The organism is Endozoicomonas sp. ALB115 (genome assembly GCF_049310245.1).
Lineage (GTDB): Bacteria > Pseudomonadota > Gammaproteobacteria > Pseudomonadales > Endozoicomonadaceae > Endozoicomonas.
Window position 1 is genome coordinate 102529 of the sequence record NZ_JBLYZG010000004.1, and the last position, 16215, is coordinate 118743.

The following is a 16215-nucleotide window of genomic DNA, read 5'->3' on the forward strand; positions in this document are numbered from 1 at the left end:
TAATCAAAGCATTCCCCTGTAATATAAAAATGGAGACGACAGATGATAGCCACTGGTGGAGCAACCAATAGCCATATTCCTGGGAATTACAGCCTGCCTGGCAGTAGTCATTCAACTCGTGGACAACAGAGCAGTGAGGCACGGTCCTGCTCCTGGACTCAGCATAAAGTTGACAAATTGCATCTGAAAACAAGGGGACCGGATTCAGCATTAATGGAAGCAGCCAAACATAACGATACTAAACTGATCAACCGTATTCTTGACAGGCACCCGACATCTTTGCGACTTTGCTTGAAGCAACAAAATCAAAACCCGGCCATTCAGGCTGCAGTCCATGGCAACACCGAAGCATTTCAATTGTTAATTAACTATGGAGCATCACCGAATACAGTGTTGGCGAGTAAGAGTTATGAAAAACCTCCCCTCCCACTCCTGTTCCCTCAAAGGGGCAGGCACTCTAGCTATTCGCCTGCTAATTTCACATCAGAAACAATGAAGGTGTTACTGCGAAGCAAGGAAATCGACCTGAACAGTATCAATGATATTCAAGATTCATATGTTTCTATGTGGATGACACCAACGGAATTAGTAAACAGCCAGGCAGGAGCCAAAAACAGAGGTAAAATCAGTGCGTTACTTGCCAGCGATCCCAGAACCCAGGTAAATACAAAAATAGAATTTTTCTATCATGGAGGATTTAAATCTTCCTTTCATATTGAATTTCCTCGTGAATCATCATTTTATAAAACAAGTAAAGGAGTGACTGAAGGAAAGATCCCTGTTAGCCTTATCGGTCAGGCAATATTGTTAAATAACCCCGATTTAGCACTTACGCTACTTGACCGCCCGGACCTGAATCCCGGAGAGCCCGAAGGAACTGCCGAAAACCTGCTAACTATTTTCATTGATAAATTATCAAATGGATTGTTTTATAACCTAGGAAATCCCCTGAGAGAAAAAATGGTTGCATCCGAAGAATTTTGCAGGCAAATCCTGGACAGTGACTCATTGTTAGCCAAGGAGCGATTCCTCTTACTCTTATCTATGGATTTCCAAAGCAGGGATATCCACGACAACGATAAACTTGACCGGCTTAATTCCGATGAATTGAACGCACACATCAGATATGAACTCTCTCAATATGGCAATAGAGAATCTGTCGAAAGAGAGGTTAAACACCTCTCAACCCAGTTATAAATTGCTAACGACTGGTTAAACGTCAGCAGATAACCTGCTGTGATCATCAATCGGAGAGATAATACTCAATCGTCGCAACCACCCGGACTTTCTTGATATGAGGGTTATTCCGGTCACGATCACTGATGGAAAACTGCCCCTGGGAAGCTCTCTTGATTTTGCCCAGCTCGCTTTGTGAATCCGAGGCAAACTTTTCCGCCACTTCCCTGGCCTTACGGGTCGCTTCCTCAATCATTTCCGGCTTAACATCATTCAGGCGGGCAAACAGGTACTCCGGCTGTGAACCGTAATGACCTCCGGTAAACACAATGCCCTCCCGGCCAAGGTCCGACAGATTGCCCATCACCGAGCGCACCGCTTCAATATGACTGGAATAGATAGTAATGGTTTGCAGGGCAGTATAACGAAACTCCGGGCGACTGCTGCTGCCATAGTTATTAGCCGATTTATCGGTAATATCAGGCGACATCAGACTAATGTCTTCAGCCGCGATACCACCCTTTTCCAGGAACTCCCTGATGCTGTCAATATTGTTTTCAATCGTGCCATAGAGAGCTTTCAAATCATTATCGGCCGCTGAAAACTGAATAGGCCAGATCACGACATCTGCCTGATACTCCCTCTCTGATAACCCTTTGACTGTGACACTTCTTTCATACTGCTTGTACTCAATGGCAGCATTCGCCAACAAATACCCCAGACAGGAAAGCCCCAGAAAAACAGAAATGCCCAGTATCAAGGCACTGACTCTACCGGTACTCATATTGCTTACACCTGATCATTTTGTTGAAAAAATAACGAACCCCATCTTTGGGTTCACCCGGTAAATTATCAGATTTTACGCTAAATCCGAATATTTCTTACTTTGGGCTATCACATGAGACAAACCTCAAGGGATATTCGCTGCTTTTATTGTCACGAAGAACATTGCCCATCTCACAGGACACGCTAGAATTCTGGTGATTAAACGTGAAGGAAGCATATAACATGTCGTTTAACACGCTCTTTTCGGTGGACAGTAACGCATCGGCGCATGGAGATTCTACGTTTCTACCCGTTAACTATTTATGCGCCGCCTCAAGTACTTATGTCGTTAAATAAGAAAAGGAAAAGAATATGCTCAAGATAGGAAGTATAAGAGATACACCATCATTCCCACGAACTCCTGATGATGAGCCCGCAAAGAAAGCGATTAAAAAAGAAATACCTGACAGTGATGATCAGCATTTACCAACAACAGGCCTTGTTGAGCGCACAATTGCTTCAATATCCGGAATCAGCTCAACAACTTCAGGAATCAGCTCAGAGAGTGACTCGTCTTTAACAATAACCGGAATCAGTTCAGATAGTGATTCCTCATCAACTGTCAGCCGAAGCAGTTCAGAGAGTGACTCTTCCTCAACAATCTCAGAAAGCAGTTCAGAGAGTGACTCTTCCTCAACAATCTCAGAAAGCAGTTCAGAGAGCGGCACCACCTTAACAAAAACTGAAAGCGGCTTAGGTGATTCATTCTTAGCGATAACCGGAAGCAGCCCAGACAGTGCCTCCTCTTCAACCACAACCGTAAGCAGCCCGGATAGTGACTCCACTTTAAACACAACCTCAAGCAGCTCTGTGAGTAGCTTCAGCTCACTGTCGTCATCAAGCATGTCTGAAGGAACAACGTTCCGAATTAGTAATATGCCGATTGACGTGCTTACTCAAGTGCAATTACTTGACCGGCTTAGCTACATGCTATCAGATTATCCAGAGCTATCTTCTATTACCAGAGTTGAAGGGATTCCAAGCAAAGTTGAATTCAACACAATTTACGCAAAACTTCTTATCAAGTTACATTATGAAAATACAGGTCATGATTCCGCAAAAATATTTTCGATGATTGAGCCAATATGCAAAGGAATTTTGGAAAAACTAAAGTAAATTGCTATCAGACTTTTTTGGCGGATTGCAGCAGCTCCACTCGCTTATTCATCATATCCTGGTATGAGCCTTGTTGGGTGACACTATCCAGAACCCGGGTGAGGTGCTCTTGCAAATGCTGCCTGAGACTCCCGGGTGTTTCATCGGATGTATAGCGATCAACAATCTGCTCAATGGCCGTAGTGATCAGGCTTGCCGAGTTCAGAATTTCAGCAGCCACTGTCGGTTCACCGGCTTTCAGTGCTGCAATGGCCTGCTTCAGTTTGTCCACCACTTCTTTATGCTGGCCTTCTTTGACCAGGTCTTCTTTGATCTGTTCTTCCCGTAATCGCTCTTTCAAGAGCTCGAAAAATTCTGCATTAGACATAGCTTCAATAGCAAGCAGTATGCCCCTCTGGGCGACCAGAATGCTCTCCAGGAACTCTTCACGGGTTCTGATTAATGGCTGCAGATCAATGCCCAACCTCTGGGACAATAGACTTAACCGCACATGTTCCGGCATTCCATAGAGGTCTGCACTGTTCTGCTGAATCCCCTTGCCACTATGAACAGATGACTCCCCACTGTTGCGATTGATCGACACAATATTATCAATCACCCTTTGCAGCGCCAGTGAGCCGGTATTTGCATCCGATGGGAACACGTCAGCAACAACGCTTAATACCTGAAGAGGGGCTGATGATCCTGCTGCCAAAGCTTGCTGAATGGTCTCTGTCAGCTGTCTGACATTACTTTCGTAGACGCCCAATACTTCATCCGTATCCGTGGCTTCTGGCAGTGCCGACTGCACCTTTGTCACCATATCCTGTAATGGGGTGGATGCAGGCACCTTGACGGTTGAGCGTTGAGTCCCTGCTGCCAGGTTATCGACGGTTGATCGCTCCCGAGGTGGCTGTTCAGATGCCGCTTCTGACAAGGACGCTGATAAGCTACCCGGCAAAGGCTCGGCAGCTGCTCCTGTAGATTTTTGCCCCAGAGAGTCTCTGATCACCAGGGCTGTTGATAGGAGCCCCTTAATTTCTTCAGAGGAAGCCACCATTGCGCCAGGAAGAGCCGGTTGCAGGGCAGGAACCAGAATCACAGATGCAACAGGGAAATCTTCAGTCCTGGCTGCCTGACCCTGTGAGACAGAGTTCGACTGTTGGTAACCGGAAGCCACCTTATCAACCTTCTCTTTTGCAGGCTGCCCGGCCAGAAACTCTGGCGGCACAGGTTCCAGTCGGCTGGGCTGTATATCCCCGGATACCTCACTCATACCCTCACTCCTTGCAGTGTCATCAAAACTCGTTAATCATTTTTTCTACCCGGCTTACCTCAGGACTGGTGATGCCGGATTCATGGGCCATTAAAACCGACGCCCGATAAGCAAGCCTCGCTTTTGGATACTGCTCCAGGGCGACATAACAATCGCCCACATAAATCATCGGATGCGGGTCATTGGCATCAAGAGAAATGGCGTACAGATAGGTATCAATGGCCTTACCATAAAGGCTCACCATTTGCTGGCAGGCACCAAGGCCAGTGAAAAAGCGGGGATTCCACTGATTATAGAGACAGAGAAATTGAAACAGGCGGGCAGACTTCTCGTACAAACCATTATTATATTTCAGATACGCCAGTTCATAGATGGCTTCCTGCGCCTCCTCACTGATATTACTGGCTTCAGCAAGACTCCCTCCCCTGGCCATATAATCCCCCACAATGGCCATTGCCTGGGCATCAGGCGAGCTGAACACTGAATCAGTCATTTGCTGCTTCCCTGCAGATTAGAAAGACGAGTTGTTCTATATAGGTATAGTACCTTTACAAACCAGCTCGAAGGTTTTTATCGGACTCTTGAGCCCGGGGGACACAATGCCTCAAAGAATTGAAGATGGAATGGGACAACATCATTTCCAGCATCAGCCACCAAAACAACCTGAACCTGTAAAAGGTTGCCTTGGCAGGCACCCTGTAACTCCAGAGACAGGACAATGTTATGTAAACGCAAACACCGCCAGGGCCGTCAATGGGAAAACTCAAAGGCATCTTTTGCAACGAAACGTTCACTCCAACGCAGCCCTTTATCTGCAGCGAGCAGCACCTGTTACCTTTCAGGGGGCCACTATCGATAAAGAGTACAACTACCCGATCGTGCCTAAAAAAGATTTACTTAAGGTCAGGAAGTTAGGCAAAGGGACTTATGGCTCAGTGGTGCTTGTGATACACAGATATACCCATCAATACCTTGCCCTGAAAATGGTGGGTAACGATACTGATCGCAGGCAAGAGTGTGCACAGTTGATAAGAATTCAACGGGCAATAGCAAAAATCCATGGTAACACAGAGAATATTGTCAACCTTATTTCCCTGAGTCGAGGAAGGTCAGATAGAAAATATGTTCTTATGGAGTATGGGGGGCGGGATTTACTGGGCTCATCAAAAAAGTATGGCCGTTTCAGGGGGAACGAGCTTAAAAGAACTTTTTTCCAGGCTGTTAAGGGCGTTAACACCCTGTTTAGAGCCGGTTACCAGCATCATGACATTAAACCTGCAAATATCCTGATTAGTAGAAAAGGTGTTGTGAAGATCTGCGATTTCGGCCTGGCAGAAAAAATGGGCAGGGGAACTCAAATTGGCAGAGGAACACCAGAGTATATGCCTCCGGAAAAACTGTATGATTTGCGCGGCGGCCCCATTGACAGAGCTGATTCCTGGTCCCTGGGGTGTACATTTGCTGAACTGCGCTTAGGTTACCCTGTCATGATCGGTACTCGCACTATATGGGAAAGTCACAAGCTCCCTGGTGAGACAATAGCTCATCTGAAAACGATGCGAGAAGAGGCATACCAGCAGCTTCTGCAACGGGAAGGCAGGCAAGCAGCTGAGTTATTCAGGTCATTAACCAAGCTGCATCCTGGTGACCGGCTGTCCACCACCCAGGCGCTGAAGCACCCTTACTTTGCTGCTTGCTATTCTTGATATATTCAGAAAGATACATAGCATCGGATCATGACATGGAACGTTTCAACGTAACCTCGCCCTTAAATATAAACCCTGAACAAATCAATCTGGCTGAACCAAAAGCAGCAAATTATTCGGGGATCGAAGAAAAAAAAGGCACCAAGATACTGGATAGCGATGGAAAACTGGTCTCTAAATGGGGACGACGTATTGAAAATCACTTTAATAAAGCGTTTATTGACGAAAAAAAATCCGTTCCGAAAGCCAAGATGTATGAATTTGAAAAATGCATAACCAACAGACGTATCGAAGTATTAATGGAAGAAGTTCAAGAAGATCAGGAAGGTAAAAACAGATCAGACCACGTTGACAGTATTTTAAAACTTCCCGATGAAATACCAGAAGAGTGTACTTTTTTTGACAAGAATCAGTTCAGGAAGCTGATCGAATCAGATACTGAAGTCTATCTCTCCCATGAAATCAACCGTTGCAAATCGGGTGCAAGCCTTGTTGCATTAAAAAAAGAAGTCAACCGGCTTAAGGCAGGCAATAAGCTACCAGCCAACGTGATCGACTCACTCAACCAAAAAATACATGATCAGATGGCAGTTCTGGTGAAGGCTATGCCGAACCATCTTAAAAGCATCCCCTACGATGGAGACCCGGAAAAAGACTTTAATATGGCCATGAAAAAATGTAATGCCATCAAAAACCTCTTTAATGCCGCTGAGCATATTGATAAAAACCTGGCTGTCAGGCTTGAAAAAGAAATATGTGAGATGATGGTTAATTCATTCTCAAGCGATGTAAGTGAAATCAAAAAGTTATGCCTTGCCCGGAACAATCTGAAAGAGAGTGAACAATTATCAAAAAACATTCAAAATTTAAGAGAGGAAACAGTAGAACCATTTCTTAAGACAGTTGCCGTAAATCCAGAAAAACACTACCAGAAAATTCAAGGCAGTACAGAAAAAGCAATAACGGAATTAGAAAATCAACGCAAGATAACCCCTGACAACACAAGCAACCTGAACAACAAAGTCAGTAAAAGTTCGATAACAGATAGCACTGAAACACCTCTTGTGCAAAAAGATGGGCAGTCCAATGTGCTTCTTGATCTTCAACCAGCTGAACCTATCACTTTTCAGGGTGCCCCAATCGATCCTGAGTACAACTGTGCAATCATACCCAAAAAAGAATTAAAAAAGAGCAAGACATTAGGCAAAGGAGGTTTTGGCTCTGTGGTTCTTGTAAAACACAAGCGTACCAATCAACAATTCGCCCTTAAAATTGTTGGCGATGAGACTGAGCGCAGAGATGAGTGTGCAAAAATGGTAAGAATTCAGCGGGCAATAGTAGCAACCGGTGAGAACACAGAGAATATTGTCAACCTTGTTTGCCTGAGTCGTGGAAAATCCGATCAAAAATACATTCTTATGGAATATGGCGGTCATGATTTACTGAGCTCATTAGAACAGGATGGTCTTTTTAGAGGTGAAGAACTGAAAAGCACTTTTTTTCAGGCTACCAGGGGTATTAACACGCTATTTAAAGCCGGCTACCAACACCATGATATTAAACCAGAAAATATTCTGATCAATGGAAAAGGTCTGGTGAAGATATGCGACTTCGGGTTTTCAGCAAAAATGGACAGGGCCACTCCAGTTCTCAGCGGAACACCAGATTATATATCACCGGAAAAAATGTATAATTTGACCAAAAAACCTAATGTCAGAGCAGACTCCTGGGCCCTGGGATGTACTTTTGCTGAAATGTGTTTAGGTGGTGATCCTATAATGCCTGTTACTCAAGATATGTGGGAACGTAAGATGTCTTATAAAGAGGCTTTAGCCCAGCTAACAGAAGCGAGAGAGGATGCTTACCAGAAACTTCTGGAAGTGGAAGGCGAACAAGCTGCGGATTTTTTCCGGGCTTTAACAGAACCGGACCCTAAAATGCGCCTGTCCCCCACCGAAGCGCTTGAGCACCCTTACTTTGCGTCTTACCATTCCTGATAAGAAGCAATTCTATTTGCTCCTCCAGATCCGAGTCGCCACGACAGGCATCGATAAAGTCTCTCCTGACTTGAGTTGTCTGTTGACTGGAATGCCAAAAGCATATTTATTGATCATGAGATCAACCCAGACAAAAAGCCCCAGCGTTCCTTAAAATTGAACTTATTGCTGACTTGATTATCAAATGAAGTTGCCGGTTTACCACTTCTTAATAATAATCTGAGTAACGACACCCTTGATCTACAAGGATTATTATCTTCGAGTCGGAAAAAGACTGGTTATCCTGTAAATTAACTGAAAATTTATGAGATTATATTATGCAGCCAGTAAACTCCCTAACCAAACTAGCTGAGCCTTCTAATTATTCAATGGCTGGAGAGTGTTCAGATAATAAGTGTTCAGATAATAAGCGCACAGATAACAACAGCCCAACAAATAAATACATTAATTACAGCTCACCTGAAAGATCAGGTAAAAATATACAAAAAACTCTAGCCGAGCATGAGACGATTACTGTTGTTGAGCCCAAGGTTGCTCACGATCCTGAACCAAACGACTCAGCTTCTTTGTTACCATCTGCGTCATATCCATCTTTAGGTGCTGAAACAGAAAAAACCTGTTTTGATGCTGAATCAGAAGCTATCGTCATGGATATTGCCAGAGAAATGGAGTCAAAGGTGTCGGCTGATATTTCTCTCCCGGATGGTTGGAAAATAATGCCAGAGACAACACCATGCAGCGACTATATTGAAGGATTAGTAATTGACAATACTGGAATGCCTCGAATTCAATACAGTGGAAATACAGCCATTTATGATGCTCGCTTAATTGCATGCCAACTAAATTATGAGAACGCTTTACAAAAACGGACTGAAATTCAATCTGCTGAATTAATTGAACAACAGCAATTGGCAGCTTATAGTCAGCTAAAAAAACTGATGGGTGCAGAAGTTTTTCAATGTTTTGCTGTCCAGCTTGATAACATATTATATAATGGTATGGCACATCTGGGTTATGGGTCACGTCTTTTTGCACAAGTTGACACAGTCTTAAACTGGTACGATACAGAACAAAACAAATCAAATGTTGAACAATTTTTGCGTGGTGAATTTAAAGGAACGAAAGCAGCTATTAAACTTGAGCAATTCATCGAAATGTTCGTTATCCATGAAGATTTAGATTTAATAACAAGTCTTTGTACAGAACGAGATATTGGAATTTTCAATGCAATGTTCAGACCAATTCCAAATCAAGGAAACATTTATGAGCAATGGAAGCAAATAAGAGACAATCCACAATCTCATCAACACGTTACACAACATGCATCTCTAGCAAGATCCCACTCAAAGGAGCGTATTTGTACAAGAGAAGATATTAGACTTGCCCAAGCAAGGATCGCATCAACTCCAAATCAAGAAAACATTTATGAACAAGGGCAGCAAAGAAGAAACAATCCACAATCTCATCAACACGATACACAAGGTGAATATTACGCAAGATTCCGCCCAAAGGAGTGTATTATATTCTAGGAATGATCTGGACTAACCGAACTTAATACGTACTATCTATCTGATTCGATAGTCTTAGCTTTCTTGGCAAAACGCTAGAAAAGGTAAATGGCGGTGAGGGAGGGATTCGAACCCTCGATACGGCTACAAACCGTATACTCCCTTAGCAGGGGAGCGCCTTCAGCCTCTCGGCCACCTCACCGTTTCAATATGGCGCGCTCGGGAGGATTCGAACCTCCGACCGCCTGGTTCGTAGCCAGGTACTCTATCCAGCTGAGCTACGAGCGCGTTGTTTGAAGCGACGTGAAAGATATTTGAATCAATTCAATTCGTCAATCACTTTTGTTGACTTGGCGCGCTCGGGAGGATTCGAACCTCCGACCGCCTGGTTCGTAGCCAGGTACTCTATCCAGCTGAGCTACGAGCGCCCTGCGTCAACGGAGACAAACTATAGAGATTTCATTGGGTTGAGTCAAATACGGTTTTTACGGATCTGTTCATATCCAACCAACTGTTTCATGAACTTTGTAATTTAATCGTTGTCCTAAGAGTCAGGGTATCAAGCTGCCTCCGTATTGCCTTATTTTTTTATTAATGAAACAAACACTCCAGCACTGTACACGACAAAAATCAGAAGTAAGTCAGCAGGATCCAATGGTTGTGATTTGCAATGCAGAGCCTTGGCGAGCCATTGACGATTATCTCCGGAGATGGCAAATAGAAACCATGTTTCAAGCGATGAAAGGCAGAGGCGTTAACCTTGAGGAAACTCGCCTGAAGGATCGGGATAAAATATCAAAATTGCTCTGTAGTCTGGCATTAGCCTTTTGCTGGGCATACAAGACGGGGGATTGGATAAATGAAGCAACCCCGATCAAGGTAAAAAGTCATGGACGTAAAGCACAGTCCATTTTTCGTGCAGGGCTGGATTATCTCGCCAGAATTCTCAATCACGTGAATACTTGGCTGGAAGAAATATATGAAGCAGTAGAACTGTTATTTGAGGTCAGCTGGGAGAAGGCCTCATGAAAATTGTCGTGTACAGTGCAGGCAAATATTATTTAACTCGCAAAAGCCTTTTTGATTGACACCACTTTCCTGTTGCTGGTCGATAAGGTTTTGCCACTGTGCAGAAGTGCGGCGATTCGATATCTTTTGATGCATGGCTCGCTCCTGTTCTTGAAACAGGTGAAAGCGTGGCAGTCAAAGGCAGGTTTTTGAAGACGTCCTCAAATAAGCGTTTACGTCTGGTTACCGATGTAAAACATCAACAGGCCCTAATAAGAATATCAGTTATAAAAAAAAAGTATTATTAGTAGATAAAGAATAATAGAAGAATTGAGAGCTACTATCATAATGGTGTAATGATCATTCATTACTCATGCGCTACTGCTTTCTTCCTCCCATTTTATCCGTTGGCCTACCTGTTCGAGGTGTATTTTATACGTAGATTATTACTATTCAAACTCTTCAGATCTTCCCACATCCAATATTCATTTAATGATTAAATTCGTATTCAAAGGCTTTTCAGATGAAGCACTCTCTCATAGCAAGCCTATTCACAGTAGTGATTATTAACCTTACATTTATCTTCAACGCACATGCTATTACTCTGGACTTTGAAACAAGAGTGATACATGGCAGACAGATCGAGGAAATTCTGGATGGAAAGCCACTGCCACCCAATAACCCCCATCAAAAAGTCAGGGATTTTCTGATTCAGGAAAAGTTGAGCCAACTTGCAGTTACCAGAGGTTTAACCTGCACCCCTGAGAGTTTCGCCGCGCTCGGAGGACAGCAACTGACGGAAGCTATTCGTAAAGCTGAGTTGGCATGTATAAATAACTTGTTTTCAGTAACAGGAATCATTAGTAGCCAACTGTTTAGTCAGGACAAAATGATAACTGTAGCTAATGAAGTAACTCGTTTTTCACAAAATTATACTGGCGATAATTCTGAGGGTTTACAGCAACTGATCCTCTATTTAAGGGCTGGGTATTATGTGCAATTTTATCAGCCAGACACCGTTGGGGATTATGACTCCCGTCTTGCCAGTGCTATGCAGCAAGCTCTTGATTCATTCTTTGCCAACCCAAACGCCTTTGCTGTTTCTGACAAAAATGGTGAGGTGTTGTCTGAAGCAGTCACATTAATTGATAGCTCCGCCCAGAATACCCGTTATATTTTTGTCATAAAGCGTCTACTTACATCCTATAATCAGGAGTTTGAAGCCAGCAGAAATATGACTATTGCAGTTAATAATGGTATGACAGTTTTGTTTCGTGGACACCAGCTGAAGCCATTTGTAACGGCTATAGAAAGGGATACGACACTTCTTGATGACTTGTATAATTTTTACAATACGAAACAACATCTTCTTGGAACAGACAATGAATATCTTCTGGTTAATGTCGTCCGGGAGCTTGGGCGCTTTGTTCAGCACAATAAGCTTCAGCCAAAGGTAAGCGGACAACTAAATGCAATTCTGAGTCAACAAAATAACAGTGAAAAAGGCACGCCATTATGGCTGGTTGCCGCTGAAATAGCTTCATATTATGACAATGAAAACTGTGAGCATTATGGCATTTGCAATTTCAAGGAAGAGGTTGAAAACAATGCTCTTGTTTTCAATCATACCTGTAGTAAAACACTGAAAGTTCGCTCGCAAAATATGACGGTTGCTCAAGCAGAATGGATCTGCGATCAATTATCAGAGCAAGAGGAATATTTCCATAACAAATTACGGACCAACTTCCAGCCAGTAGCGAATGACCTGAACGATGACCTTGAGCTGGTGATCTTCAACACTGCCAAAGATTATAAAATGTATGCCGGTTTACTATTTAATATCAGTACCGATAATGGAGGAATGTACCTTGAAGGCGCACCTGAGAAACCTGACAACCAAGCCCGGTTTATTGCCTACGAGGCCGACTGGCTGAGACCTGAATTCCATGTCTGGAACCTTCGGCACGAGTATGTACATTACCTGGATGGCCGATTCAACATGGCAGGTGATTTTCGCCGTTCAACCTCCACTGATACCATTTGGTGGATTGAAGGACTGGGAGAATATATCTCACACCGGAATGAGTATCCTGAAGCAGTGTCCCTTGCTCGAACCAAACAATACCCATTGAGTACCGTTTTTCGAAATAGCTATAGCAGTGGTACAACACTAATCTATCGATGGGGTTATCTCGCTGTGCGCTTTATGTTCGAGCGACATCCATCTGAAATTTCTGAAATGCTATCCTTGACACGCAGTAATGATTACAAAGCTTACCGGGCATGGATAGACAGAATTGGAAAATTACATGATGATGAGTGGTACGGTTGGCTCGATACTGTTGAAAGCACAGATAACCAACTCTCGGATTATGGTCCACGGGATGATGACTCTATCCCTGACAATGGTGATGATGAGCCTGCTATACCTGATACTCCAGTCACTGATACTCCAGTCACTGACCATGATATTGAAAACTCCCAGTTACATAATAAAATACCCAAGGTTGGTCTAAGCTCTGGTAAAAACCCGTATTTTTATATCTATATCCCCTCCGGAACCAGAAGCTTGATTTTCACCATAGACGGCAGAAGTGGTAACGGAGAGCTTGAAATACTCATTCGACCAGATCAGTGGCCAAGCGACAGCGAGTACGAATTTTCAGAGCTCAGCCAAGGTGACAGGAAATCAATCAATATCAACCCACTTAAAACTGGCACATACTACTATGTGATGGTTAAAGGAAAGGGGCAATTCAGCTGTATTGAACTCATGGCCAGTTATAACTGAAGTGGTTTAATGACTTAGTACACCTCGTTAAGCACAATAGTGCAGTTGATGACGAGGTAAAAAGGTGAAGGTGGTCGTAAGCGTCCAAGCAGGGGGCAGACTCCCCCTACTTGTCGAGATCGGCTTTTAATGGATTGGCCCCGAATTTCTCTTTCCAGAGTCGCGGTATCAGTTCCCTGATATCACGGGGCCGGGTGGAGGCTGATACGCTGTAGAACATCAACCAGGTATTTGTAAGGATCGATACCCGCCAGCAGGCAACTGGTGATCAGCGTCTGGAACACGGCTATCTGCGCCTTTTTCTGTCCAGCAGAGTCGAGTTAGCCTGAGGGAATTTCCCCCCCAAGCTTCTCACAGATCCGTACGTGTATCCTGTCATACGGCTCTTGGTCACACATTTGATGCACGAAGTAATTCCCAGTGAGCAAATAAGTTCGGCCTCATCTTCCTCAGTTTTCCGAGCCTTCGCTCCGCTTCCCGAGTCGATATCCGGTATTTATTACTTGCCCACTTAATCAGTGTATATAACAGCGGTCTGTGCTAATTTGCGCTTCCAGAGGGTGAACGTTGACAGGCAAATATTATTTAACTCGCAAAAGGCTTTTTGATTGACACCACTTTCCTGTTGCTGGTCGATAAGGTTTTGCCACTGTGCAGAAGTGCGGCGATTCGATATTTTTTGATGCATGGCTCGCTCCTGTTTTTGAAACAGGTGAAAGCGTGGCAGTCAAAGGCAGGTCTTTGAAGACGTCCTCAAATAAGCGCTTACGTCTGGTTACCGATGTAAAACTTCAACAGGCTAAGAATATCAGTTATAAAAAAAAAGTATTATTAGTAGATAAAGAATAATAGAAAAATTGAGAGCTACTATCATAAAGATTTAATGATCATTCATTACTCATGCGCTACTGCTTTCTACCTCCCACTTTATCCGTTGGTCTACCTGTTCGAGGTGTATTTTATACGTAGATTATTACTATTCAAACTCTTCAGATCTTCCCACATCCAATATTCATTTAATGATTAAATTCGTATTCAAAGGCTTTTCAGATGAAGCACTCTCTTATAGCAAGCCGATTAACAGTAGTGATTATTAACCTTACATTTATCTTCAACGCACATGCTATTACTCTGGACTATGAAAGTACAGATAACCAACTCTCAGGTTATGGTCCACGGGATTATGACTCTATCCCTGACAATGGTGATGATGAGCCTATTCTACCTGATACTCCAGTCACTGACCATGATATTGAAAACCCCCAGTTACATAATAAAATACCCAAGATTGGTCTAAGCTCTGATAAAAACCGTTATTTTTATATCTATATCCCCTCCGGAACCAAAAGCTTGATTTTCACCATAGACGGCAGAAGTGGTAACGGAGAGCTTGAAATACTCATTCGACCAGATCAGTGGCCAACCGACAGCGAGTACGAATTTTCAGAGCTCAGCCAAGGTGACAGGAAATCAATCAATATCAGCCCACTTAAAACTGACACATACTACCATGTGATGGTTAAAGGAAAGGGACAATTCAGCTGTATTGAACTCATGGCCAGTTATAACTGAAGTGGTTTAATGACTTAGGACACCTCGTTAAGCACAATAGTTCAGTTGATGACAAGGTAGATAAGGAGAAGGTGATCTATCCGGTGCAGGTACTCTGCGAAGTGGTGCAAGTGGGGCGCAGTGGCTTTTACTGCTGACAGAAACAACAGACTCAGCAGGAGAACTCCAGGGCTGAACAGTCCCGTCTGGAGGTTGATGCACACTAATACCCTTACACCCCGTTCTTCCTGAGCGGAGTCGAAGGATGGGAGCACCGCACTTCGACTTCGCTCAGTGCGAACGGTATGGATATCAACGCTTGCCTGCATTGCCCTTGCATTGCCAGTATACCGACCATCCCTGGTCATAAAAGATGGGAGGACGAACCTCCCGCCAACCCATGCAAGCAAGTCTCAGGGGCAAAGGTGTCGCGACTTTGCCGTCCTGCATCGCTTCGCGTCCCGCCGCTGATTTTCCTCCGTTTTACATGCTCCCTGATCTGGCTTTCACTAAGGTAGATATCCCAGAGTAGTTCCAGTAATTGAGGCTGGGTAACGGCGCAGCCATGATGCTGGACCAACGCATAAGCCTGAAGCTGTGGGCCAAAGTGATGACCATGCAGATTGGCTGGCGGTTTGCCACTGATGGCTTTCCCTCCGGGGTCAACCATTGTTCAAGCCAGTATCGAATGGTCTTAACCCGAATACCAGCTCCTGAACGGTATAGGGCTCCCGACCGTGCCGAACAGAACCCTCTGGAATGTCCCCAGGAGCAATAGTATCTTCTTCAGAGACAGGTGGGCATTGCGGCTGGGTTCGTTGGCGTGGAGTTGACTCATCAGGTTTGTTCACTCAGATTTGTCTGTCTACCGGTGCTCGCTGGGGAGAGATCGAGAGCCTGGCAAATCATTGGGAAGGGCTTGTCCGGTTTATTCAGAATCCGGATGTTCCTATGGACAACCATATCGCTGAGCAGACATTACGCGGCCCGGTGGTTGGAAGAAAAAACTACTACGGTAGCGGAAGTGAGTGGAGTACAGAACTGGCTGCGTGGCTCTTTACTGTTCTGACGCCCCTTAAGCTCTGGAAAATAAATCAGAAACTGTGGCTGACAGGTTATCTTGAAGCTTGCATTGCCAATGACCGGCAACCGCCAGTAGATTTAAGCCAGTGGATTTGGCTGATGGATGAAAGTCGCCTCAACGAATTACGAATCCATGACCCGCCTGACAGCTAATGTCAATCCAGTCTGAAGGTCTTATGGGGCGGGGTATCCCTGCGTG

Annotated in this window: 16 protein-coding genes, 3 tRNA genes and 1 pseudogene; 10 read left to right on the forward strand and 10 right to left on the reverse strand. The window is 44.2% G+C overall.

Annotated elements, in window-relative coordinates; translation table 11 throughout:
- Positions 1–42 precede the first annotated feature (42 nt).
- A complete protein-coding gene (locus ACO6VE_RS03220) occupies positions 43–1197 on the forward strand; it encodes a hypothetical protein (protein ID WP_422445738.1) in 1155 nt (384 codons plus the stop codon).
- Between the two features lie 46 nt (positions 1198–1243).
- On the opposite strand, the gene ACO6VE_RS03225 is transcribed toward ACO6VE_RS03220, so the two are convergent.
- Complete coding sequence (locus tag ACO6VE_RS03225; RefSeq protein ID WP_422445740.1) at positions 1244–1960, reverse strand: SIMPL domain-containing protein; 717 nt, start codon at positions 1958–1960, stop codon at positions 1244–1246.
- A gap of 353 nt (positions 1961–2313) precedes the next feature.
- On the opposite strand from ACO6VE_RS03225, the gene ACO6VE_RS03230 reads away from it, so the two are divergent.
- Entirely contained in the window at positions 2314–3117 is an 804-nt protein-coding gene (locus ACO6VE_RS03230; RefSeq protein ID WP_422459668.1) for a hypothetical protein, read from the forward strand.
- A gap of 7 nt (positions 3118–3124) precedes the next feature.
- Here the strand turns inward: ACO6VE_RS03230 and ACO6VE_RS03235 are convergent, their stop codons facing one another.
- Both ACO6VE_RS03235 and ACO6VE_RS03240 read right to left on the reverse strand, forming a co-directional pair.
- Positions 3125–4372 carry a hypothetical protein gene (locus tag ACO6VE_RS03235; protein ID WP_422459670.1) on the reverse strand — a complete coding sequence of 416 codons (1248 nt, stop codon included), beginning with the start codon at positions 4370–4372 and terminating at the stop codon, positions 3125–3127.
- A 22-nt stretch (positions 4373–4394) separates the two neighbouring features.
- Positions 4395–4865 carry a SycD/LcrH family type III secretion system chaperone gene (locus ACO6VE_RS03240; RefSeq protein ID WP_422459672.1) on the reverse strand — a complete coding sequence of 157 codons (471 nt, stop codon included), beginning with the start codon at positions 4863–4865 and terminating at the stop codon, positions 4395–4397.
- A 106-nt stretch (positions 4866–4971) separates the two neighbouring features.
- Here ACO6VE_RS03240 and ACO6VE_RS03245 point away from each other — a divergent pair, with 106 nt between their 5' ends.
- From ACO6VE_RS03245 to ACO6VE_RS03255, 3 genes are all read left to right on the forward strand, one after another.
- The gene (locus ACO6VE_RS03245; protein WP_422459674.1) at positions 4972–6078 is read left to right on the forward strand and encodes a serine/threonine-protein kinase; all 1107 of its coding nucleotides are present in this window, start codon (positions 4972–4974) and stop codon (positions 6076–6078) included.
- 35 nt (positions 6079–6113) lie between these two features.
- The gene (locus ACO6VE_RS03250) at positions 6114–8075 is read left to right on the forward strand and encodes a serine/threonine-protein kinase (RefSeq protein ID WP_422459676.1); all 1962 of its coding nucleotides are present in this window, start codon (positions 6114–6116) and stop codon (positions 8073–8075) included.
- 317 nt (positions 8076–8392) lie between these two features.
- A complete protein-coding gene (locus ACO6VE_RS03255) occupies positions 8393–9604 on the forward strand; it encodes a hypothetical protein (RefSeq protein WP_422459678.1) in 1212 nt (403 codons plus the stop codon).
- An 88-nt stretch (positions 9605–9692) separates the two neighbouring features.
- On the opposite strand, the gene ACO6VE_RS03260 is transcribed toward ACO6VE_RS03255, so the two are convergent.
- The 3 genes from ACO6VE_RS03260 to ACO6VE_RS03270 all read right to left on the reverse strand — a co-directional run bounded on the left by ACO6VE_RS03260 (position 9693) and on the right by ACO6VE_RS03270 (position 10011).
- A tRNA-Ser gene (locus ACO6VE_RS03260) sits at positions 9693–9785 on the reverse strand.
- Between the two features lie 9 nt (positions 9786–9794).
- Positions 9795–9871: transfer RNA gene (locus ACO6VE_RS03265), tRNA-Arg, on the reverse strand.
- A 63-nt stretch (positions 9872–9934) separates the two neighbouring features.
- Positions 9935–10011: transfer RNA gene (locus ACO6VE_RS03270), tRNA-Arg, on the reverse strand.
- A gap of 232 nt (positions 10012–10243) precedes the next feature.
- Here ACO6VE_RS03270 and ACO6VE_RS03275 point away from each other — a divergent pair.
- On the forward strand, positions 10244–10612 hold the full coding sequence (locus ACO6VE_RS03275) for a hypothetical protein (protein ID WP_422445754.1): 369 nt from the start codon (positions 10244–10246) through the stop codon (positions 10610–10612).
- On the opposite strand, the gene tnpA (ACO6VE_RS03280) is transcribed toward ACO6VE_RS03275, so the two are convergent.
- Positions 10607–10747: an IS66 family insertion sequence element accessory protein TnpA gene (gene tnpA, locus ACO6VE_RS03280; RefSeq protein ID WP_422445756.1), complete on the reverse strand. Its 141-nt coding sequence runs from the start codon at positions 10745–10747 to the stop codon at positions 10607–10609. The two genes, ACO6VE_RS03275 and tnpA (ACO6VE_RS03280), sit on opposite strands and share 6 nt — an antisense overlap.
- Positions 10748–11114: 367 nt before the next feature.
- On the opposite strand from tnpA (ACO6VE_RS03280), the gene ACO6VE_RS03285 reads away from it, so the two are divergent.
- Complete coding sequence (locus ACO6VE_RS03285) at positions 11115–13382, forward strand: collagenase (RefSeq protein WP_422459680.1); 2268 nt, start codon at positions 11115–11117, stop codon at positions 13380–13382.
- Positions 13383–13488: 106 nt separating this feature from the next.
- Here ACO6VE_RS03285 and ACO6VE_RS03290 read toward each other — a convergent pair.
- Positions 13489–13694 (reverse strand): annotated as a pseudogene (locus ACO6VE_RS03290) (transposase domain-containing protein); the annotation flags it as partial.
- A 199-nt stretch (positions 13695–13893) separates the two neighbouring features.
- The gene (gene tnpA / locus ACO6VE_RS03295) at positions 13894–14070 is read right to left on the reverse strand and encodes an IS66 family insertion sequence element accessory protein TnpA (RefSeq protein WP_422459682.1); all 177 of its coding nucleotides are present in this window, start codon (positions 14068–14070) and stop codon (positions 13894–13896) included.
- A gap of 362 nt (positions 14071–14432) precedes the next feature.
- On the opposite strand from tnpA (ACO6VE_RS03295), the gene ACO6VE_RS03300 reads away from it, so the two are divergent.
- Positions 14433–14954 carry a PPC domain-containing protein gene (locus ACO6VE_RS03300; protein ID WP_422459684.1) on the forward strand — a complete coding sequence of 174 codons (522 nt, stop codon included), beginning with the start codon at positions 14433–14435 and terminating at the stop codon, positions 14952–14954.
- A gap of 41 nt (positions 14955–14995) precedes the next feature.
- Here the strand turns inward: ACO6VE_RS03300 and ACO6VE_RS03305 are convergent, their stop codons facing one another.
- On the reverse strand, positions 14996–15262 hold the full coding sequence (locus tag ACO6VE_RS03305; RefSeq protein ID WP_422459686.1) for a hypothetical protein: 267 nt from the start codon (positions 15260–15262) through the stop codon (positions 14996–14998).
- A gap of 236 nt (positions 15263–15498) precedes the next feature.
- On the opposite strand from ACO6VE_RS03305, the gene ACO6VE_RS03310 reads away from it, so the two are divergent.
- Both ACO6VE_RS03310 and ACO6VE_RS03315 read left to right on the forward strand, forming a co-directional pair.
- Positions 15499–15711, forward strand: a complete 213-nt coding sequence (locus ACO6VE_RS03310; protein ID WP_422445766.1) for a hypothetical protein — start codon at positions 15499–15501, stop codon at positions 15709–15711.
- 65 nt (positions 15712–15776) lie between these two features.
- A complete protein-coding gene (locus ACO6VE_RS03315) occupies positions 15777–16169 on the forward strand; it encodes an IS66 family transposase (protein ID WP_422445768.1) in 393 nt (130 codons plus the stop codon).
- Positions 16170–16215: the final 46 nt, after the last annotated feature.